This is a genomic window from Amycolatopsis bullii (genome assembly GCF_014654205.1).
Taxonomy (GTDB): Bacteria; Actinomycetota; Actinomycetes; order Mycobacteriales; family Pseudonocardiaceae; genus Amycolatopsis; species Amycolatopsis plumensis.
The window spans coordinates 58508-79863 of record NZ_BNAW01000005.1 but is presented as its reverse complement, the minus strand read 5'-3'; the positions used below and the strand labels follow the sequence as shown (position 1 = coordinate 79863).

Here is a 21356-nt window from a genome sequence, read left to right as displayed (position 1 = left end):
CGGTGGCCGGTTCTGCGCTACCGTCGGGGGGACTGCAGCCACGGGGGGAATCATGCGTCGACTCGTCGTCTCCGCCGTTTGCGCCGTGCTTCTGGCCGCCGGCACCGGTACCGCCGCCGCCGCGGGGCCGGACCCGCGGCAGACCGCGCTGGACGCGGCCGTGCAGGCCGGGACCGTGGGGATGATCGCGGTCGCGGCGGATCCGGCCGGGCGGTGGCGCGGACGTGCCGGAGTGGGTGACGTCGCCACCGGCGCGAAGCCGGACACCGGCGGGCGGTTCCGCATCGGCAGCGTGTCCAAGACCTTCACGGCGACGCTCGTGCTGAAGCTCGCCGCGAAGGGCAGGCTGGGGCTGGACGAGCCGGTCGCGAAGTACCTGCCCGGCCTGCTGCCCTACCCGGAGCCGATCACCGTGCGCCAGCTGCTGCAGCACACCGGCGGCGTGCCGCGGGATCTGGCGCCGCAGTACACCTGGACGACTCCGGAGGAGCTGGACACCGAACGCTTCGTGCACTTCGGCGAGGTGGAGGCGATCCACGACAGCACGGTGCAGCCGCTGCTGTTCCCGCCCGGGACGAGCTGGTCGTACTCCAACACCGGCTACAACGTCCTCGCGCTGCTGGTGGAAAAGCTCACCGGCCGCCGGTTCGAGCAGGTGCTCGCCGACTGGATCACCGGTCCGCTGCACCTGGCCGACACCTTCCTGCCGCGTGACTTCCCGCTGGTGCCGCGCCCGGCCATCCGCGGCTACGAGCAGCTCTACCCGGCGCCGCAGGGGCTGACCGACGTCACCGTGTACAACCTCAGCCGCTACTTCGGGGCCGGGAACATCATTTCCAGCGCGGCCGACCTGAACCGCTTCTTCGACGCGCTGCTCGGCGGCGACCTGCTGCCGGCCGGCCTGCTCGCGCAGATGAAGACCACGGTTCCGTGGCCGGGCGAGGGCGGGCTGGTCGACTACGGGCTCGGGCTGATGCACATCTCCCTGACCGGGATCTGCGGTCCCGGAGCCCCCGACATCTGGGGCCACGCCGGGGACGTGCCCGGCTACAGCACGTGGAGCATGACCGACGAGACGGCCACCCGGGGGATCACGGTCGCGTCCAGCCCCGACTTGACCGTTCCGCCCGCCGCCGCGGCCCGCCGCGTCCTGGCGATGGCGACGGAGTTCTGCACCCCCAGCGTGCCCGGCGCCGAGGCGCACGCGGCCCGGCTCCAGGCCGCGATGCGCTGACCGGCCCGGAGCTCGCGGCCGCGTGAGCTTGTGGTCGCTCTCGGAGGCCGTCAGCGCGCGGCGAGCACCCGGCGCACTGCGCCGGCGCCCAGCACCACGGGGGAGCGCAGCGCCCCGACCTCGCCGATCTCGATCTCGACCACGTCTCCCGGCTGCAGCCCGGAATCGAGCCCCGGGACGACGGACGTGCCCGTGGAGAGCACGGCACCGTCGGGGAAGTCGTTGTCCCGCCAGAGGTATTCGACCAGTTCGGCCGGCTTGCGGTTGAGCTGGGCGGTGTTCGCTTCGCCGGCGAACACCTCGTGACCGTCGCGCAGGATGCGCATGCGGAGGTCGAGCGCCAGCGGGTCCGGCACCTCCCACGCCGGCCGCACCCGCGCCGCCACCGCGCAGGAACCGGTGTAGATCTTGGCCTGCGGGAGGTAGAGCGGGTTCTCGCCTTCGATGCTGCGGGAGCTGACGTCGTCGACCACCAGGTACCCGGCGATCTCCCCGGCGGCCGTCAGCAGCAGGCCGAGTTCCGGCTCGGGCACGTTGTTGGCGGAATCGGCGCGGACGGCGATCGGCTCGCCGTCGGTGACCACGCGCCACGCAGCCGACTTGAAGAACAACTCGGGTCGCTTCGCGCGGTACACCCGCGCGTAGACGTCCTGGTCGGCGCTCTCCTCGCGGCGGGCCTCCTCGGACCGCAGGTAGGTCACCCCCGCGGCCCACACCTCCATCCGCCCGTCCAGCGGCGGCAGCAGGCGGGTCCCGGCCATGGGCACCGGCTCACCGGCGTTCTCGGCCAGCTCACGGATCTGCGCCACGGGCCGGCGCAGCAGGTCGCTCATCGACGCCACCGCGAGCGGCCGCAGCCGCTCCCCGGCGAGCAGGCCGACTCGGATGTCGCCGGTTCCGTCGGCGAATCGCACCAGGTGGCTCAAGCCGGACCTCCTCGTTCGATGTCGAACCTACGGCGGGACGTGGCAGCCCGGCTACTCGAACACGCCGTAGCCCGCGACGGCGTGGGCCCGGACGCCGTCCATGTCCAGCTCCACGCCGATGCCCGGGGTGTCCGGCAGCGTGATGTACCCGTCCTTGACGATCGAGCCGCTCCCGTCCGGGGCGTGGACGTAGCTGTCCCACACCGCGCGCTCCTCGAGCGCGTGCCATTCCTGGACGAAGAAGTTGGGGATCGCCGCGCACTGGTGTGACGTGGCCATCGTGCCCAGCGGGGTCGACACCAGGTGCGGGGCGAACGGAACGTAATGCAGCTCCGCGAGGTTCGCGATCTTCTTGGCCTCGGCCAGGCCGCCGCACTTCGGCACGTCCGGCTCGATGACGTCCACGGCGCCGCGTTCGAGCAGTTCGCGGAATCCCCAGCGCAGGTACAGGTTTTCTCCCGCGCAGATCGGCGTGCGGGTCTGCGCCCGCACCCGGGCCAGCGCGTCGACGTTCTCCGCCGGCAGCGGCTCCTCGAGCCACATCAGGTGGAACGGCTCGAGCTCCCACGAGATCCGGCACGCGCTCGGCACGTCGTAGCGGGCGTGCAGGTCGATGGCCAGGTCGATGTCCGGCCCGATCGCTTCCCGGACCGCCGCCACGCGCGAAACCATCGAGTGCAGCTCGGCGGCGTTGATCGTGTGGTTGAAGGCGTCGTACTTGGCCGGGTGGTACAGGTTGTCGACGTCGAACTTGAGGGCGGTGAAGCCCTCGGCGACCATCCGCTGGGCCCGGTCGACGCACCCGGCGATCGAGCCGGCCGGGTCGTCGCCGTCGCCGCAGTCGGCGTACAGCCGGATCCGGTCGCGGAACTTGCCGCCGAGCAGCCGGTGGACCGGCTGGCCCGCGGCCTTGCCCGCGAGGTCCCACAGCGCGAGCTCGATCCCGGACAGCGCGATCACGAACACCCCGCCCTGGGAGCCCGCGAAGACGTTGCTGCGGCGGAGTTTTTCCCAGCAGCGCTCGACGTTGCGCGGGTCTTCGCCGATCAGCAGGGGAGTCAGGGTCGCGATCATGCCCACGACGGCGGCCGCGCCGGCGTCGGGATTGGCCTCGCCGAACCCGCTGAGGCCTTCGTCGGTGTCGATCCGTACCAGCGTGGCCTGACCGTGGTAGGCGACCACCGCCGTCGTGACGTTCACGATCCGCATTGCTCTCCCGCCGCCGGGTGGTGCGTACGAACGGACTAACGCGACGTCCAACTTGTCCTATAAGCTGCTCACATGCCAAGGAGACAAGAGTCTCCGGACGCTGTCAAGGTCCGGACCCTTCCGGTGCAGGTGGCGGCCCACCTGACCCGGCGGATCGTCCAGGGCGAAATCGACGAGGGACGAGCGCCGTCGGAACTCGAGATCTCGAGTGAGTTCGGAGTTTCCCGCGTGGTCGCGCGGGAGACGCTCAAGATCCTCGCCTCGCTCGACATCGTCGACGTCGCGCAGGGCCGCCGCGTGGTCGTGCGCCCCCGCGCGGAATGGGACTACCTGAGCCCGCTGCTGATCGAGTGGCTGCCCACGGAGATCGTCGACGAGCTGCTGCAGGAACTGCACCAGATGCGCGCGCTGCTCGAGCCCGAACTGGCCGCCATGGCCGCGGCGAGCATCACCGACGAGACGCTGGCCCGGCTCGGGGACGAGATCGGCCGCATGGCGGCGCTCGAAACGGACCCCGAGGCCTACCTCGAGGTCGACCACGAATTCCACATGGAGATCTGCCGGGCGGCCGACAACCGCATCCTCGACCGGATCATGTACTCCGCCCGCTGGCTCGGCACGGCCAGCCGGCGCCTCACCAACGAGGCGCCGGCCGGGCTGCGCCGCGCCACCGTCCAGCACACCGAGATCTACGAGGCGCTCGTCGCGCGCGATCCGGAAGGGGCCCGCGCGGCGATGCGCAGGCACCTGAGCAACAACTACTCCACGCTCCTCGCGGAGAAGGAGCACCGAAGCAAACGGGCCGCCCGGCGGCGCTAGCCGCCGATCCGGACGGCGCTCGACCCACACACCAGCGTTCGGCATCACTCACCGCATGAACGACCCGCAGCGCGGCGTTCGCCCCGCTGTCCCGCCGGTTGCACCGTCGCCCCGTCGGTCCGCGTCCGCAGCGATCGGACGCGAAAAGGAGTGGTCATGGCAGAGAAAACGGACTGGTCGAGACGCTCGTTCCTGGGGATGAGCGCGCTGGGCGTGCTCGGTCTCGCCGGGTGCGGTGGCGGCCCCGCACCCGCACCGCAGGTCGACGTCCAGGTGCCCAAGGCGCTGCTCGACCAGGCTGCCGCCCTTCGCGGCGGCTCGGTGGGGATACTCTCTCAGAAGCTGTATTCGGAGGCCGCCAACAAGGCGCTGGACAAGTCGCTGCAGGTCTTCGCGCAGGCCACCGGCACCACCATCCGCAACGACCTGGTGTCCGGGGACGCCGGTGACATGGTCGCGAAGATGGACGCCGAGGTGAAGGCGGGCACCAGCCGCGATCTGGCCTTCGTGAGCGACCGGCGGTTCGTCGGCCAGCTGCACAACCTGGGCGCCCTCACCGACGTCACCGACGTGGTCGAGGAAATGCGCGCGCTCTACGGGGAACCCGCGACGGAGGCGGCCGACTACTGCGTGTTCGACGGACGCTGGTTCGCGATCCCGTACCACTTCATCGCGACCGGGATGTACCTGCGCAAGGACTGGTACCAGGAGAAGGGCCTGCCGCTCAAGCCCCACTACACGTGGGAAGAGCTGCGCGACAACGCCTTGGCGGTGTCCGACCCGGCCAAGCGGCGCTTCGGCTGGGGGCTCACGGTGAACCGCTCCGGCGACGCCAACGGCTTCATCGCCAACGTCATCAACACCTACGGCGGCGCGATCGCGGACAACACCGGCACGAAGGTGGTGTTCAACTCGCCGGAAACCGTCGAGGCCGTCTCGTTCATCGGCGACATCTACACGAACCCGAAGTACCAGCCGATGCTGCCGCCCGGGATCGGGAGCTGGACCGACTCGAGCAACAACGAAAACTGGCTCGCCCAGATCCTGGGGCTGACGCTCAACCAGTTCAGCGTCTACGCCGACTCGAAGACCAAGAAGAACCCGGTGTACGCCAACACGCACGTGTTCAACGGCGCCACCGGACCGGCACTCGACCGGCCGCTCGCGTTCGGCGAGTCCAATTCGTTCGTCGTGTTCAAGGGGGCGAAGAACCCCGGCCTCGCCAAGGTGGTGGCGAAGTTCATGGCCGGTGGGAGTGCGCTGCTCGGCGTCGCCAAGGAAGCACCGTGCCTGGTCAACCCGTCGTGGGACAAGGTGTGGGACTCCGACCCGTACTACACCAGCGGTGACCCGGCCTTCCCCGCGTTGCGGGAGCAGACCCGCGCGAAGCTCCCGGTGACCACCAAGACCGGCTACGCGTTCCCCCAGGCCCCGAGCCCCGGCGAGCAGGCCGCCACCGCCGCGTACCTGCTGACCGACATGATGCAGTCGGTCATCCAGGGTACCCGGCCGGCCGACGCCGTCGCCGCGACCCACGCCCGGATCGTGCAGATCTTCGAACAGCAGGGTTATCGGCAGTGACCATCCTGCGTCCGAAGAGGACACCGGCGGCGCCGGTCGTCCCGGCGCCGGGTGCGTCGTCCTCGCTCACCCGGACGCAGCGGCTGCTCGGGCGCGACTGGCGCCTCGCCGCGGTGTTCATCGGGCCGACGCTGGTGCTGGTCGCCGGCCTGATCCTGGTCCCGATCATCGGCTCGGTCCTCACCAGCGCCACGGAGCGCCACGGCGCGGAGACGGTGTTCGTCGGGCTGGACAACTACACCGCCCTCCTCGGCGACGCGTTGTTCCACAAGGGCGTGCTGAACTCGTTCGTCTTCACCGCCTACGCCGAGATCTTCAAGGTGACCTTCGGCCTCATCGCGGCGCTGATGCTGCACCACCTGCGCCGCGGCCGGGCGATCGTCGCCGGGGTGATCCTGCTGCCGTGGGTGATCCCGACGGTCGTCACGGCCTTCACCTGGCGGTCGTTGCTCGACCCGATCTTCGGCAGCGTCAACGTCCTGCTCACCGAGTCCGGGATCGGGCCCGGCCTCGCCGCGATCGGGCTCGTCGACAAGTGGCCCGCGGAGTGGCTGTCCGACCCCGCGCTGGCGATGCCGGCGGTCATCCTGGTCAACGTCTGGAAGGGCATCCCGTTCTTCACGGTGACGTTCCTCGCGGGACTCAAGGCCATCGACGGCAACCTCCACGAAGCGGCGATGGTGGACGGCGCCTCGCCGTGGCAGCGCTTCGTGCACATCACGCTGCCCGGGCTGCGTCCGGTCATGATCGTGACGGTGCTGCTGTCGTCGATCTGGACGTTCAACAACTTCGACCTGATCTGGCTGATGACCCAGGGCGGCCCGGGCGACGCCACCGCCCCGTACGTGATGGTGGCCTACTCGAAAGCCATCCAGCAGCTGCAGCTCGGCGCGGGTGCCGCGGCCACGCTGGTGATGCTGCCGATCATCGGCATCCTCGTGGTGATCCTCGTGCGGCTGATGCGACGCGGCGACCGGCCCGGCGCGGCCGACCGCGGACGACGGCGGCTGACTTCCGGTCAGCGCCGGGCGCTGCCGTGGGTGATCGTCGCGGTCTCGGTGCTCGTGCTGGTCTGGGCGTCGCCGCAGATCGTCTGGAAGGCCGCGCTCGTGCTGGGCGTGTTCGTGGTGCTCGCGGCCGCCGTCGGCCGGGCCGTTTCCGCGCTCGCCGCACGGAGCAAACGGGTGGCCGCGCGGGTGGTCGGCGGCACCGGCACGGGCGTCGCGCTGGTGGCGCTGCTGGGTTTCGTCCTCGCCCCGCTCTACTGGATGACGGTCACGGCCTTCAAGTCCGACGACCAGATCGTCGCGCGCACCGACGACCTGTGGCCGACCCCGTGGAGCACCGAGCAGTTCACCAACCTGTTCACCGGCCGGGCGTTCGGCACCTGGTACGTCAACACGATCCTGGTGTCGGTGGCGTCCACCGCGATCGCCCTGGTCTGCGCGGCGCTCGCCGGGTATGCGCTGGCGCGGCTGAAGTTCCGGGGTTCGGAGAGCTTCACGGTGACCATCCTGCTCACCTACGTGATGCCGGGTGCGCTGCTGTTCATCCCGCTCTACCAGCTGGTGAGCGGGATCGGGCTCAACGACTCGCTGTGGTCGCTCGTGCTCGCCTACCCCACGTTCACCCTGCCGTTCGCGACCTGGCTGCTCGTCGGCTACTTCAAGTCGATCCCGGCCGACCTCGAGGAGGCCGCACTGGTTGACGGCTGCACGCGGTTCGGGGCGTTCCTGCGGATCGTGCTGCCGCTGGCCAAGCCGGGCCTGCTGGCGGTCGCGCTGTTCACGCTCACCAACGCGTGGAACGAATTCCTGTTCGCCTTCGTGTTCATCACCAAGGACGAGTACAAGACACTGCCCGTCGGCATGCAGTCGATGATCTTCGGGGACGTCGTGCCGCAGGGCCAGCTGGCCGCGGCCTCCCTGCTGGTCAGCATCCCGGTCGTGCTCATGTACGGGTTCGGGCAGCGGTTCCTGACCGAGGGCCTCACCGCGGGAGCGGTGAAGGGGTGAGCGCGCCGGTCAGGCCCGGCCCTGTTCGGCGCGCCACCGCTCGTACTCGGGCCGGGCCTCGTCCGACAGCGGGTAGTACCGGCGCAGATCGCCGCCCTCGGCGAGCCGGATGCGGGAGAACTCCTCCCATTCCGCGTGCTCCTGCGCGACCGCCAGCAGGGCGGGGGCGAGCTTGACCGGCACCACGACCGCCCCGTCGTCGTCGGCGACGACGATGTCTCCCGGCTCGACGAGCGTGCCCCCGCAGGCCACCGGCACGTTGACCGCGGCCGGGACGATGTCGGTCTGGGCGTGGAAGTTCGGGGTGGCGCCCCGGACCCACAGCCCGAGGCCGAGCTTCTTGGCCTCGCCGATGTCACGCAGGCACCCGTCGACCACCACACCCGCACCGCCGCGGCCCTTGAAGTAGGTCAGCATCATCTCGCCGAACACGCCGCTGCTCATGTTCCCCCGCGCGTCGACGACGATCATGTCGCCGGCCTGCGCGTGGTACATGACGTGCCGGTGCAGCTGCTTCTCCGGTTCTTCGTATTCGTCGACCGGATACCGGTCTTCGCGCTTCGGCAGGAACTGCAGGGTCAGCGCCGGGCCGGCCACGCGCACGCCGGGGGTCACCGAAACCGGGCCGCGGATGAACGCGCTGCGGATGCCCATGCGGCTGAGCTCGGCGCTGGCCGTGGCACTGCCGATGGCCGCGAGGGCCGCACTCAACTCGGCGGGCGGGCGAACGATGTCGGGCGTCTCGACCACGTCGGCAAGCTCCCTCGGATCGGCGCTGTGGCAAGCATTCTACCGCGCCGGCGCCCGGAAACCGCCGATCTTCCGCTCGAGCAGTTCGGCCAGCCGCAACGGGGTGCGGTCCTCGAACATCGGGCCGACGAGCTGCACGCCGACCGGCAGGCCCTCGGGCGATCGGCCGGCCGGGACGGCGGTGGCGGGCAGGCCGGGCATGGTGGCCAGGCCGGCCCAGACGAGCTGGTCGAAATAGGGGTGCTCGACGCCGTCGATGTCGATGCGCCGGTCCAGCGGGGTGGCCTGGTGGTCGTGCGGGAACGCGGGTGTCGGCGTGATCGGGCACACCACGACGTCGAACTCGGCGAACAGCTGCCGCCAGCCGTGGCGGTGGACCTCGCGGCGGTGGTTCGCCGCCATCCAGTCGCGGTGGCTGGACACCAGGGCCCGCAGCCGCACGGCGTCCAGGCTCCGGTCGTCCGCGTCCAGCCCGGCGACGCGGATCCTGAGCTGCTCGTCCGTTTCGATGGGAAACCGGGCCGTGGAGCCGGAAATCAACAGCTGCATGTAGAGCTGCGCGGCTTCGGTGAGGTCCGGCAGCAGCGGGCTGTGCCGTTCGACGCGGGCGCCGTCGTCGGCGAGCGCGTCCGCCACCCGGTTCACGGCCGCCCGCACGGCCGATCCGGTCGGAAGGCACGGGTGGTCTTCGAGGACCAGGACCCGGAAGTCGCCGAGCCGCTCGTGGCGTGCGGGCGGCAACGCCAGCTGGTACGCCACGCCGTGCGTCAGCGGGTCCGGCCCGGCCATGACGTCGAACAGCAGCGTGAGGTCGCGGGCGGTGCGCGCCATCGGACCGACCACGGCGAGGTCCAGGTCGACCGGCAGGGCCGGTTCGGACGGCGGAACCATGCCGCGGCTCGCCACCAGCCCGAGTGTCGGCTTGTGCGCGTACACACCGCAGAAGTGCGCGGGGGTGCGCAGCGAGCCGGCGATGTCGGAACCGAGGGACAGCGCGCCGAACCCGGCCGCCAGCGCCGCCGCCGACCCGCCGGACGACCCGCCCGCCGTGCGCTCGAGGTCCCACGGGTTGCCGGTGGTGCCGTAGATCTCGTTGAAGCTCTGGATGTCCTGCAGTCCCAACGGGACATTGGTCTTGCCGAGCACCACCGCGCCGGCGGCCCGGACCCGCGACACCTGGACCGCGTCTTCGGCAGGCACGTGGTCGCGGTGCGGCGGCATGCCCCAGGTCGTGGGCAGCCCGGCGATGTCGTAGCACTCCTTGACCGTCACCGGGAGACCGAGCAGCGGCCCGTCCTCTCCGCGCGCCCGCGCCCGGTCGGCACCGCGCGCGGCCGCACGCGCCCGGTCGAAGTCCCGTACGCAGATTGCGTTGATCCCTTCGTCGTCCCGTTCGATCCGGGCGATCGCGTCCTCGGTCAGCTCCACCGACGTCACTTCACCGGCGCGCAGGGCGGCCAACATTTCTTCGGCAGATGCGTGGTTCCACTCCATGGATCCGACCGTAACCGCACCCGGGTGGAGCCATAAAACTTCTTTTCGCGCAACGGAACGGGCGAGGTCAATCCGGGAACCCGTGCACCGGCAACACGAGCCGGAAGCAGGCGCCCGCCCCGACCGCGGTCTCGAGTTCGACGTCGCCGCCGTGGGCGCGGGCCAGGGAACGGGCGATGGCGAGGCCCAGGCCGGCGTCGGCACCGGGCTTGCGGGTCCGGGAGCGGTCGGCCCGGTAGAAACGGTTGAAGACGCGGCTTGCCTGCTCGGCCGTCATGCCCGGGCCCTCGTCCGCCACCTCGAGCACCGCCCGGCCGGCCACTCTGCCGACGCCGATGCGGACGCCGGTGCCCGGTGGCGTGTGGGCGGCGGCGTTGCCCACCAGGTTGGTGACGACCTGCCGCAGCCGGGCCTCGTCGGCGTCGACCGGGGCCGGGCCGGGTGGCCCGGTGCCGCCCGGCCCGGTCAGGGAGACGGTGCGGGCCGGGTCGAGGGCCCGCAGGTCGTGCCGGGCGTCGCCGGCGAGGGTGCGCAGGTCCATCGGCGCCCGGTCGAGCTGCTCTTCGGGTGCCTCGTCGAGCTGGGCGAGCAGCAGCAGGTCCTCGGTCAGCGCGGTGAGCCGGGTCGCTTCGCGATCGATGCGGCGCATGGCCTCGTCCACATCGGACGGTTCCGGCAGGGCACCCATCCGGTAGAGCTCGGTGGAACCCTTGATGCCGAACAACGGCGTGCGCAGCTCGTGGCTGACGTCCGAGACGAACGTGCGCATCCGCGCCTCGGACGCGGCCCGGTCGGCGAAGGCCCGTTCCAGCTGGCCGAGCATGGTGTTGAGCGACGCCGCGAGGTGCCCGACCTCCGTGCCGGGTGAGGCGAGGTCCGGGACGCGCCGGGTGAGGTCGCCGCCGGCGATCGCCGCGGCCGTGTGCTCGATCCGGCGCAGCGGACGCAGGCCGCGGCCGAGGGCGAGCCAGCCGGCCGCGGTCAGCACGACGAGCAGCCCGGCGCCGGTGACCAGGCTGCTCGTCCGCAGCTGGGTGATCGTGGCGTCGGCTTCGGCGAGCGGGGCGGCCGAGACGACCGTCCCGCCCCAGCGCACGGCCGGCCGCGCGACGGCTCGCCAGCGCTGCGAGCCGTCGGCGGCGTCCAGGTCGACGGCCGTCCCGTCGGCCGGCACCGTGCGCAGGGCGCCGACCGGGGGCAGCGTCGCACCGTCCACACGCGACGAATGGAGGCCGCCCGCCACCGCGCCGCCGGCGTCGAGGTACACGACGTACGGCGTGCCGAACAGTTCGAGCGCGGGATCGACGAGCTCGGGCCGCACGGCGGGGTTCGCGGCCGGGGGTCCCGCGGCCCGGGAGATGAGCTCGGTCAGCGAACGCAGCTGGCTGTCGAGCCGGTCGAGCTGGAAACGCTCCAGCTGAGCGGAAACGAGGGCACCGATCAGGGTCAGGCCGGCGAGCAGCAGCCCCGCGGTGAGCAGCAGCAGCCGGGCCCGCAGGGAAAGCCGCCTCACCGGCGGGGCTCGCGCAGCACGTAACCCACGCCGTGCACGGTGTGGATGAGCTTCGGCTCCCCGGTGTCGACCTTGCGCCGGAGGTAGGAGATGTAGGTGTCGACGATGCCGGCGTCGCCGCCGAAGTCCTCACGCCACACCCGGTCGAGGATCTGCGCCTTCGACACCACCCGCCCGGCGTTCTCCATCAGGTAGTGCAGCAACCGGAACTCCGTGGCGGACAAGCGGATCGCCTGCCCCGCGCGCGTCACCTGGTGGCCCTCGGCGTCGAGCGCGAGCGTGTCCACCGTGTACACGTCCGCCGGGTGGCCGGCCGTCCGGCGGAGGATCGCGCGGATCCGCGCGATCAGCTCCGCCAGGTCGAAGGGCTTGGTCACGTAGTCGTCGGCGCCGAGGGACAGGCCGGTGACCTTGTCGGACTGGCGGTCGCGCGCGGTGAGGAACAGGACGGGCACCGGCGCGCCACTGCCGGGGTGCCGTTCGCGCAGCCGCCGGACCACCTCGAAGCCGTCCATGTCGGGCAGCATGACGTCCAGCAGCACCAGGTCGGGCGGCTCCGCGGTGGCCGCGGCGACGGCTTCCCGCGCGGTCGCCGCCGATGTCACCCGGAAGCCGGCGAACCGCAGCGCGGCGGAGAGCAGCTCCCGGACGGTGGCTTCGTCGTCGACCACCAGCAGCCGGGACGTCATCGCTTCCATACCCGCGAGGATACGGAGACTCCGTCGGCGAGCAGGGAGCCCGCGAAGCCGGCCACCGCGCCGCCCGCGAGCCCGGCCACCAGCGCGAGCAGAGGATTCGCCGTCAACCGCGCGGCGAAGACGGGCAACGAGAATCCGAACGCGCCGACGGTGACGTCGACGGAGACCCGCGACAGCAGCGTCACGACGGCGAGCACGGCCCCGGTCGCGGGAGCGAACCACCCGGCGCTCGCGACGGCCCGGCGCCAGGGGGTACCGGGCCGGCGTCGCCGGAGCGCGACGCCGAAGGCGAGCAGCAGCACCACCGCCACCCCGGACGCCGGGCCGCCCGGCGGGAGGTGGGGTGCGCAGGGCAGCAGGCCGGTGGTGCCGACCGTCCACGGCACACCCAGCCCCAGCAGCAGGACGCCGGACACCAGCTGAGGCAGGAAGAGCAGCACCGCCCCGGCCGCGGCCGGGCCGCCGAACGCCCACGTGAGGGTCAGGCACAGGGCGGTGCTCCCGCCCGCGAGCCACGCCACCGTGCGCAGGCTCCCGGCGCGGGCGGGGAATCGCCGGCCGGCCCAGCACGTCCCGACCACCGCGAGCGTCCCGGCCAGGGCGCCCACCACGGCCGGCCCGACCGCCACGGAGAATCCGGCCTCCAGCGCGCCCGCGAGGGGCAGGCGCGGCGAACCGCCGCTCCGGGCGCAGCCGCCGGTCGCGGCCCCCTCCGGCAGCGGCAGCTTTCCCCGTGCGACCGCGGCGAAAGCGCCCACCGCGAGCGGAAGGGCCACCGCTGCCGCGGCGCCGCGGACCAGGAGGCCGTCCGGACGGCCGCGCAGCAGCAACGAGCCCAGCACCACCGCGCCCGCCAGGGAAATCCCCAGGGGCAGCACGTGGAGGCTGCCCCGCACGGCGACCGGGAACCCGGCCGCCGGGACGGCGCCGATCTCCGCGGTGCCGCCCGTCGCCAGCGCGACGGCCGCAGCCGTCAGCGCGCTGAAGCCGCCGGCACCCACGAGGGCCAGACCGGCGGCGGCGACCACGGTCATGGCGAGCAGCGCGGCGGCCGCCGCCACCAGGCCCCGGGCAGCCTCCCGCATCACACGTCCCGGCGCCGGAAGACCACGAACGCCACGGCCAGCACAGCGGCCACCCCGGCGCACATCCCGGCCAGGTTCAGCCACGGGTGCGGGAAGTCCGGATCGGGCACCGTCTTGAGGACCGCGGACGCGCCGAGCGTCGGCCAGTAGAAGAACAGCCGCTGGAGCCAGGCGGGGAAGAGAGCCGCGAGGGCGGGGACCAGGAAGACGATCCCGACCAGGGTGGCGAGCGCGCCCGCGGTGGCCCGCATGAGCGTGCCGAGCCCGGCCGCCAGCAGCGCGATCGCCGCGAGGTAGAGCCCGCCGCCCGTCACGGCGGAGAGCACCCCCGGATCGCCGAGACCGGCGTGCGGCACGCCGTGGGCGGCGAGGACGGCCTGTCCGACGAAGAAGGCGGCGAACATCAGCGCCTGGCCCGCCACCACGGCGACCCCCACCGCCACGACCACCTTGGCCGCCAGCAGCCGGTGCCGTCGCGGCGTGGCGATCAGCGACGTCTGCATCAGGCCGGTCGCGTGCTCGGCGGTGACGACCAGGATGCCGAGCACCCCGATGACGAGCTGCGCGACGATGTACGACGTCAGGCTGCGGTTGGTCGGATCCCAGGGCCCCTCGCCGGGGTAGTCCTTCGCGGCGGCGTTCATGGCGAGCCCGGTGATGCCGAGCCCGACCGCGAACAGGCACGCCAAGGTGTACCAGGTGGAGCGCAGGCTGCGGAACTTGATCCACTCCGCGTGGACGGTCCGGGTGAAGGGCACGCTCATGCGGCGGCCCCCCGGTAGTCGAGGCTGTCGCGGGTCAGCTCCATGAAGGCGTCTTCCAGCGAGACGCGCTGCGGGGTGAGCTCGGCGAGCGCGACGCCGTGGTAGGCCGCGAGTTTCCCGATCTCCGCGCTGGTCATGCCGGACACGACGAGGGCGGCCTCGGCCCCCTCCCGCACCGCCGCCCCGGCGGTGGCCAGCAGCCGCGCGAAGCCCGGTTCGGGCGTGCGGACGAGCACGGTGCCTTCGCCGCGCACGAGTTCGCTCACCGGGGTGTCGGCGACGAGCCGTCCCCGGCCGATGACGACCAGGTGGTCGGCGGTCTGGGCCATTTCGCTCATCAGGTGGCTGGACACCAGCACCGCCCGGCCCTCGGCCGCGAGGGAGCGCATGAACTCCCGGATCCAGCGGATCCCCTCGGGATCGAGGCCGTTCACCGGCTCGTCGAAGATCAGCACCCGCGGGTCGCCGAGCAACGCCGCCGCGAGGCCGAGCCGCTGCCGCATCCCGAGCGAAAACCCGCCCGCCCGCTTGCCGGCCACGCCGGTCAGCCCGGTGCGGGCGAGCACCTCGCCGACCCGTCGGCGGGGGAGGCCGTTGCTCACCGCGAGGGCGAGCAGGTGGTCGTGCGCCTTCCGGCCGCCGTGGACGGCACCGGCGTCGAGCAACGCGCCCACCTCGGTCAGCGGCACGGGGAGGTCCTGGTAGCGGCGCCCGCCGATGGTGACCGAGCCCCGCGTCGGCGCGGCGAGGCCCACGATCATCTTCATGGTCGTGGACTTGCCGGCGCCGTTGGGGCCGAGGAACCCGGTCACCTGTCCCGGTTCGACGGTGAACGACAGGTCGTCCACCACGGTCTCGGGCCCGTACCGCTTGGTCAGGCCCCGTATTTCGATCGTCATGCGGCGAGCGTGGCCCGCCCGCCTGGCCGGATCCTGCGAGGTTCTGGGAGAACTCTGAGAGCCCGGCCGCCCGGAGCGGGGCCCGGCCGGCCGCCACTCCGGAAATCGCAACCGGCGTCGGCGGATCAGGCTTGGTGGACCGGGGTCGTCGTGCGTGTCGTCAGCCCGCCTGGGCCGGTGGCATCGACCGGTACTTCTCCAGCACCGCCGGGTCCTGCAGCGACATCCACTTCGTGACTTCCGCGTAGGTGGCGCAGACCGTCTCCGGCCGGGCGCAGACCTCGCCCATGAAGCCTTCCGCAGCCCGGGAGAACGCCCCGCCGGCCCAGTCGTTGAAGTGGTTGCCGATGACGAGCGGTGCGCGGTTGCCGTCGAAGGCTGCGCGGTAGGCGGTGCGGTAGGTCTCGAGGGTGGCCTGGGTGTACTGCTCGGCGTGGGACGGGTCGTTCCTGGCGTGGTTGAACTGGTACCAGAGGTTGTAGTCCATCATGATGACCTTCTTGTGCAGCGCCGGCACCTTGACGTACGGCATCCAGAACTCCCAGATGCCGTCGAGCCGGGTGGGCCACTTGACGCCGTCGGACGGCTGGCTGGAGTCGAAGGTGTAGCCCGCGTCGCGCATGGCCGGGAACGCCTCGGCCCAGTTGCCTTCGAGGCACGGGGTCCGGCCGCCGGTGACGTCGTGGGCGGACAGGTGCAGGCCCAGGTGGTCGCGGGCGTCGTCGACGAACCGGCTGAACTGGCCGATTTCGTCGGTCCAGCCCTTCGCGGTCCAGCGGCCGACGCTCGGCTCGGCGCCGGTGCAGAAGTGGCCGTTGTAGTGGGTGCCGATCTGGTGCCCCGCGGCGACGGCGGCGTTGAGGTCCTGGACGCGGGTGGCGACTTCCGCGGCGCTGCCGCCGAAGCCGATCGAGGCCGCGCCGGGTTTGTGGCCGGGCCCGGTGTAGTGCGGCCGCTGCTCGTCGGTCAGCAGGTAGATGCCGGAGAGGAAGCCGCTGAAGTGCGCGTTGACGGATTTGGCGAGGGCCAGGTAGCGGCTCCAGTGCTCGTGCGAGCCGGCGCCGTCGAAGGAGAAGAGCACGAACTGCGGCGGCTTTTCGCCCGGGCGCAGCGGGCGCATCCACTCCGCGTCCTTGACGACCGGCGGGGCGGTGGTCGAGGCGGCGGGAGGCGGACCGCCGTCCGGTGGGCCGGGCCGGGTCTGACCGCGGCCGGGCGTCAGGAGCAGGACGCCGGCCAGCACGAGGGCGAGGGCGACGGTGAACCAGGTGCCCGGCCACCGCGCCCATCGGGATGAACGGGAACTCATGGTAGTGCCTCCCCCTGCTACGTACCGTCACGGAGAAAGACGGGGGAGGGGTGATCCGGGTGCATTCGGGGTGAGATGCGTAACCCACACGCAACTTCTCCCGGCAAAGGAAGCGTCCCCGCCCGCGGCTGCGGACGGGGACGTCAGGGAGAACGTGCGTCAGCGGCTGCCGCGCAGGGTGGTCCGCCCGGCGTAGCGCGCCTCGGCGCCGAGTTCCTCTTCGATGCGGATGAGCTGGTTGTACTTCGCGGTGCGGTCCGAGCGGGACAGCGAACCCGTCTTGATCTGGCCGCAGCCGGTCGCGACGGCGAGGTCGGCGATCGTGGTGTCCTCGGTTTCCCCGGACCGGTGGGACATCACGACCGAGTAGCCGGCCTTGTGCGCGGTGTCGACCGTCGTGAGGGTCTCGGTGAGGGTGCCGATCTGGTTGACCTTGACCAGGATCGAGTTGGCGATCCCGCGCTCGATGCCGTCCCGCAGCAGCGTGACGTTGGTGCAGAAGACGTCGTCGCCGACGAGCTGGACCCGGTCGCCGATGCGGTCGGTGAGCTGCTTCCAGCCGTCGAAGTCGTCCTGGGCGAGACCGTCCTCGATGGACACGATCGGGAACCGGCGGGTCAGCTCGTCGAGGTAGGCCACGTGCTCTTCGACGCTGCGCTTGCGGCCTTCGCCGGTGTAGTCGTAGACGCCGTCGGTGTAGAACTCCGACGCGGCCGGGTCGAGCAGCAGCGCGATGTCCTCGCCCGGGGTGTACCCGGTCTCCTCGATCGCGCGGACCACGAACTCGAGCGCTTCGTCGGCCGAAGCGAGGTTCGGCGCGAACCCGCCCTCGTCGCCGACGTTGGTGCTGTGCCCGGCTTTCCGCAGCGCGGCACGCAGGGTGTGGAAGACCTCGGAGCCCATCCGCACGGCCTCGGCGAAGGTCTCGGCGCCCACCGGGCCGATCATGAACTCCTGGAAGTCGATCGGGTTGTCGGCGTGCGCGCCGCCGTTGACGATGTTCATCATCGGCATCGGCAGCTGGTGGGCGAACACCCCACCGACGTAGCGGTAGAGCGGCAGGGTGTTCGCCGCGGCGGCGGCCTTGGCGACGGCGAGGGAAATGCCCAGCGTCGCGTTGGCGCCCACGCGCGCCTTGTTCGCGGTGCCGTCCACGGCGATCAGGGCGGCATCGACCTCGGCCTGCGCTTCGGCGGCGAGCCCGACGACCGCGTCGGCGAGCTCGGAGTTGACCGCGGCGACCGCCTTGCGGACGCCTTTGCCGTGGTACCGCGACGCGTCCCCGTCCCGCAGTTCGACCGCTTCCCGCGTCCCGGTCGAAGCGCCCGACGGAACGGCCGCCCGGCCGAGCGAGCCGTCCTCGAGCAGCACGTCGACTTCGACGGTCGGGTTCCCCCGGCTGTCGAGCACCTCACGACCACGAACACGGGCGATTGCCGTCATCTGGGCTCCTCGAAGCTCGTCCCCAGCGCGCCGGCGGCGGGTGCCGCGACGCCGTTTCCGGGGGCAGGCTAGCAGGATTTTCTGAATCGATCACGTGCGGTGAGCGGCGAGCACCGCCGCGAGGCCCTTCCGCAGGTCCTCGACGAAATATCCGGGCATTTCCAGCGACGGGAAGTGTCCCCCGCGCTCGGGCGAGTTCCACCGGACGATCCGCCGGTACCGCTCCTGCGCCCACGCGCGCGGGTACTTCTCGATGTCCCGGGGGTAGGTCGTGATCGCCGCCGGGACGTCGACCCGGAGCTCGGGGTCCAGTGAGTTGTGGCTCTCGTGGTAGATGCGGGCCGCCGACGCGCCGGTGCGCGTCAGCCAGTACAGGGTGACGTCGTCCAGGACCGTGTCGAGGGGGATCGTCTCGAACGGGCTGTCGTCGGTGTCCGACCACTCGGCGAACTTGTCGAGGATCCAGGCGAGCAGGCCGACCGGCGAGTCGACGAGCGAGTAGCCGATGGTCTGCGGCCGGGTGGCCTGCTGCTTCGCGTAGGCCGCGCGGTGGTGCCAGAAGTGGTGGGTTTCCTCGGTCCACCGGCGTTCCTCCGCCGTCAGCCCGTCCGTGGTCATCCCGGGTGGCCCCGCGGCGAACGTCGTGTGGATGCCGAGGACGCGCGCCGGGAACCGGCCGGCGAGCACCGTGGTGATGTTGCCGCCCCAGTCGCCTCCGTGGGCGAGGAACTCGGGGTAGCCCAGCCGGCCCATCAATTCCACCCAGGCGGCCGCGATCTTTTCGGTGCCCCACCCGGTGGTGGCCGGCCGGTCGCTGTAGCCGAAGCCCGGCAGCGAGGGAACGACGACGTGGAACGCCGGCGTGTCCGCGTCGTCCGGCTCGGCCAGCTCGTCCACCACGCCGGTGAACTCGGCGATGCTGCCCGGCCAGCCGTGCGTGAGGACCAGCGGCGTGGCGTCCGCGCGCGGGGACCGGCGGTGCAGGAAGTGGATGCCCAGCCCGTCGATGGTCGTGCGGAACTGGCCGATCCGGTCGAGGCGGTCTTCGAACGCCCGCCAGTCGTACGCGGTGCGCCAGTGGTCCACGACCCCGACCAGGTCGGCGAGCGGAACGCCCTGGTCCCACCGCTCCCGGCCGGCCGCGGCGGGGCGCACCGTCTCGGCTTCCGGCAGCCTCGCCACGGTCAGCCGCGCGCGCAGGTCGTCGAGGTCGGCGTCCGTTGCGTGCGCGCTGAATGCCCGGACATCGCTGGTCGGATGGGACATGAGACCTCCTCGGTCGTCGTTAGAACCGGCTAAGACGGTTCTAACAGGGCCCGAGGCCGGTCGCAACCGGCTAAGGTGGTTCCATGCGTGCTGGGTTCCCCGACTTCCGCCTCGGTTCCGTGCTGGCGACCAGCTTCACGGCGACGCTGACCGAGCGTCGTGGCGACGCGGTGGAGCGCATCCCGACGCCGCAGCGGCTGGTCGACTGGCTGGCCGTGAGCGGCCTCGCCGTCGAGTCCTGCACGACCGCCCAGTTCGACCTCGCCCGGGAGCTGAGGGAGTCGATCCACGCGGCCGCGACGGCGGCCGCGGTCCAGGAGGCACTGCCCGAGGCCGCGGTCCGGGTCATCAACGACCGCAGCGCGCAGGGGCGTGCCGCGGCCGTCCTGACGCCCGACGGCAAGCGGCGGTGGCGGCTCAGTTCGCCTTCCTCCGTGGAAGACGCTCTCGGCGTGATCGCCGCCGACGCGATCAGCATCATCGCGGGCGAACGAGACGGGAAGCTGGCCCTGTGCGCGTCGCCGACCTGCCGGGCCACGTTCTTCGACACGAGCCAGAGCCGCACCCGCCGGTGGTGCGACATGAACACGTGCGGGAATCGGCAGAAGAAAGCGCGTTTCAACGCCAAGAAACCCGACTCGGCGGAGTGATCGCCGCGGGTCGTCCGCTTCGTCGGCTCGCCTCTGTCGGTTTGTGTGGCACAGGTCACACGCCTTCGGCGTAAAAGCCTGCGCCGGTTTCGCGATAAACCTGCAGATTCGCCGGAAAGCGCTTCGATGACGCGCAGTGTTGATCCATCCGGCGTAGCGGGGGATTCATCCGATCGGCAGCAGTGCGGCTGTTGAAACATTTGACGCGACAAAAGTAATCGGTGGGGGAGATGGCGGAGACGGCTGAGATATCCGAGCGCGCGGAGACGGAACCGGTCCTGCACGACCGGGTCCGGCGGCTGTACCTGGGCGGCCTCGCCGTGGCGCTCGTGCTGCTCGCGTTCGCGGTGCGGTGGTCGCTGATCCGGTACGACACTGCCGATTACCGTTATTTCCTCCGCCCTTGGTACGAATTCATCGGCCAGCACGGCGGTTTCCGCGCTTTACGGGAGGATTTCACCGATTACAACGTCCCGTACCGCTATCTGCTGGTGGTGCTGCACTACCTGCCGCCGCCGCCTCAGGGCGGGATCAAGGCGCTGTCGGTGTTGTTCGACGCGGTGGCCGCGTATTTCACCTACCGGATCGTCGCCCTGAAGTACCCGTCGCGCTGGACGCCGGCGGTGGCCGCGTTCGTGGTGTTCATGCTGCCGACCGTGGTGCTCAACGGCGCCATGTGGGCGCAGTGCGATTCGATCTACGCCTCGTTCGTGCTCGGCGGTGTGTACCACCTCCTCCGGAGGCAGCCGTGGTGGGCGTGCGCGTTCATCGGGCTCGCGCTGTCCTTCAAGCTGCAGGCGATCTTCATCCTGCCGCTGCTGCTGGCGATGGTCCTGCTCGGCCGGGTGCCCTGGCGCGCCCTGCTGGTCATCCCCGCGGTCTACCTGGCCCTCGACCTCCCGGCGATCCTGCTCGGCGCCGACCCGATCCGGTTGCTGACCATCTACCCGCGTCAGTCCGGCCTCTACCCCGAGATGACGCTCAACGCACCGTCGGTCTGGCAGTTCTTCCGCGGCGTTCGCGACACCAATGTCATGCACAACGCCGGGGTCCTGGTCACCGTGCTGCTCGTCCTGACGCTCTGTCTGCTGCTCCTGCTCGCCCGGGCCGAACTGACGACCCCGCGGATCCTGCTGGTGGCCACCGTTTCCGTCATCCTGGTGCCCTACGTGCTGCCTTCGATGCACGAGCGGTACTTCTATCTCGCCGACCTGCTCACCGTCGTCCTGGCCTTCCACCTGCCCCGGCGCCTGTGGTACGTGCCCATCGGCGTGCAGTTCGTTTCCCTCCTCAGCTCCATCCCGGGGATCTTCGAAACGCCGGGCGGCGAACGCGCCGTCGGCCCGGTCGACTTCCGCGTCCTCGCGGCGCTCGAACTCGCCATGCTCATCGCCGTGAGTTACCACGCCATCCTGGAATTCCGCCGCCCGGAGCGAGCAGGCCGCCCGCTTGAGCCGGCCGCCTGACGTTTCGGGTGTGCTCGAAACGTGTGCGGGCCCGTTGACGGTGATCAAGTACCGCTGGCAACGTCGCGCACGGCGAGAAGTGCGCACCCGGCTGGGGAAGGTGAGGGGTGGGGCACTTCCGGCTTCGGGCTGAACTTTTCTGGGGAAGGCGGACGCCCGCATGACCAACCACAGTGGACTGACGCGCCCGGCCCGCCGCGGGCCCGGGCGCGCCGGTGACCGTCGGCGCACCCTC

Annotated in this window: 18 protein-coding genes; 6 read left to right on the top strand and 12 right to left on the bottom strand. The window is 71.5% G+C overall.

Translation table 11 applies throughout. The annotated features are described in order from the left end of the window. The first annotated feature begins 52 nt into the window (after positions 1-52). Positions 53-1234 (top strand): serine hydrolase domain-containing protein, encoded by a 1182-nt coding sequence (locus IE317_RS08685; RefSeq protein ID WP_191308038.1) that lies wholly within the window; start codon positions 53-55, stop codon positions 1232-1234. A gap of 50 nt (positions 1235-1284) precedes the next feature. Here the strand turns inward: IE317_RS08685 and IE317_RS08680 are convergent, their stop codons facing one another. After that, positions 1285-2160, bottom strand: coding sequence for a fumarylacetoacetate hydrolase family protein (locus IE317_RS08680; protein WP_191308036.1), 876 nt, complete (start codon positions 2158-2160; stop codon positions 1285-1287). A gap of 51 nt (positions 2161-2211) precedes the next feature. After that, positions 2212-3369, bottom strand: a complete 1158-nt coding sequence (locus IE317_RS08675; protein ID WP_191308034.1) for a mandelate racemase/muconate lactonizing enzyme family protein — start codon at positions 3367-3369, stop codon at positions 2212-2214. Positions 3370-3441: 72 nt separating this feature from the next. Here IE317_RS08675 and IE317_RS08670 point away from each other — a divergent pair, with 72 nt between their 5' ends. From IE317_RS08670 to IE317_RS08660, 3 genes are all read left to right on the top strand, one after another. Beyond that, a complete protein-coding gene (locus IE317_RS08670; protein WP_229902560.1) occupies positions 3442-4188 on the top strand; it encodes a FadR/GntR family transcriptional regulator in 747 nt (248 codons plus the stop codon). Positions 4189-4344: 156 nt separating this feature from the next. Further along, entirely contained in the window at positions 4345-5769 is a 1425-nt protein-coding gene (locus tag IE317_RS08665; protein WP_191308032.1) for an ABC transporter substrate-binding protein, read from the top strand. Then, positions 5766-7784, top strand: coding sequence for an ABC transporter permease (locus IE317_RS08660; protein ID WP_191308030.1), 2019 nt, complete (start codon positions 5766-5768; stop codon positions 7782-7784). The genes IE317_RS08665 and IE317_RS08660 overlap by 4 nt, the downstream gene beginning before the upstream one ends. 9 nt (positions 7785-7793) lie before the next feature. Here IE317_RS08660 and IE317_RS08655 read toward each other — a convergent pair whose 3' ends face one another. From IE317_RS08655 to IE317_RS08610, 10 genes are all read right to left on the bottom strand, one after another. Beyond that, positions 7794-8534, bottom strand: a complete 741-nt coding sequence (locus tag IE317_RS08655) for a ribonuclease activity regulator RraA (RefSeq protein ID WP_191308028.1) — start codon at positions 8532-8534, stop codon at positions 7794-7796. A gap of 39 nt (positions 8535-8573) precedes the next feature. Beyond that, complete coding sequence (locus IE317_RS08650) at positions 8574-10028, bottom strand: amidase (RefSeq protein WP_191308026.1); 1455 nt, start codon at positions 10026-10028, stop codon at positions 8574-8576. A gap of 67 nt (positions 10029-10095) precedes the next feature. Then, the gene (locus tag IE317_RS08645) at positions 10096-11541 is read right to left on the bottom strand and encodes a sensor histidine kinase (RefSeq protein WP_191308023.1); all 1446 of its coding nucleotides are present in this window, start codon (positions 11539-11541) and stop codon (positions 10096-10098) included. Then, positions 11538-12230: a response regulator transcription factor gene (locus IE317_RS08640; RefSeq protein WP_191308426.1), complete on the bottom strand. Its 693-nt coding sequence runs from the start codon at positions 12228-12230 to the stop codon at positions 11538-11540. The genes IE317_RS08645 and IE317_RS08640 overlap by 4 nt, the downstream gene beginning before the upstream one ends. Beyond that, positions 12227-13324 carry a hypothetical protein gene (locus IE317_RS08635; protein ID WP_191308021.1) on the bottom strand — a complete coding sequence of 366 codons (1098 nt, stop codon included), beginning with the start codon at positions 13322-13324 and terminating at the stop codon, positions 12227-12229. Before IE317_RS08635 ends, IE317_RS08640 begins: the two co-directional genes overlap by 4 nt. Beyond that, on the bottom strand, positions 13324-14088 hold the full coding sequence (locus IE317_RS08630; RefSeq protein WP_191308019.1) for an ABC transporter permease: 765 nt from the start codon (positions 14086-14088) through the stop codon (positions 13324-13326). The genes IE317_RS08635 and IE317_RS08630 overlap by 1 nt, the downstream gene beginning before the upstream one ends. Next, positions 14085-14987, bottom strand: coding sequence for an ABC transporter ATP-binding protein (locus tag IE317_RS08625; RefSeq protein WP_191308017.1), 903 nt, complete (start codon positions 14985-14987; stop codon positions 14085-14087). Before IE317_RS08625 ends, IE317_RS08630 begins: the two co-directional genes overlap by 4 nt. 160 nt (positions 14988-15147) lie before the next feature. After that, a complete protein-coding gene (locus tag IE317_RS08620) occupies positions 15148-16296 on the bottom strand; it encodes a polysaccharide deacetylase (RefSeq protein ID WP_191308015.1) in 1149 nt (382 codons plus the stop codon). A gap of 159 nt (positions 16297-16455) precedes the next feature. Next, positions 16456-17739, bottom strand: a complete 1284-nt coding sequence (gene eno / locus IE317_RS08615) for a phosphopyruvate hydratase (RefSeq protein ID WP_191308013.1) — start codon at positions 17737-17739, stop codon at positions 16456-16458. 90 nt (positions 17740-17829) lie between these two features. Next, positions 17830-19005 (bottom strand): epoxide hydrolase family protein, encoded by a 1176-nt coding sequence (locus tag IE317_RS08610; RefSeq protein ID WP_191308011.1) that lies wholly within the window; start codon positions 19003-19005, stop codon positions 17830-17832. Positions 19006-19088: 83 nt separating this feature from the next. Between IE317_RS08610 and IE317_RS08605 the strand changes: the two genes are divergently transcribed. Both IE317_RS08605 and IE317_RS08600 read left to right on the top strand, forming a co-directional pair. Continuing rightward, positions 19089-19655, top strand: a complete 567-nt coding sequence (locus IE317_RS08605; protein ID WP_191308009.1) for a CGNR zinc finger domain-containing protein — start codon at positions 19089-19091, stop codon at positions 19653-19655. 230 nt (positions 19656-19885) lie between these two features. Beyond that, the gene (locus IE317_RS08600) at positions 19886-21121 is read left to right on the top strand and encodes a glycosyltransferase 87 family protein (RefSeq protein ID WP_191308007.1); all 1236 of its coding nucleotides are present in this window, start codon (positions 19886-19888) and stop codon (positions 21119-21121) included. Positions 21122-21356 lie beyond the last annotated feature (235 nt).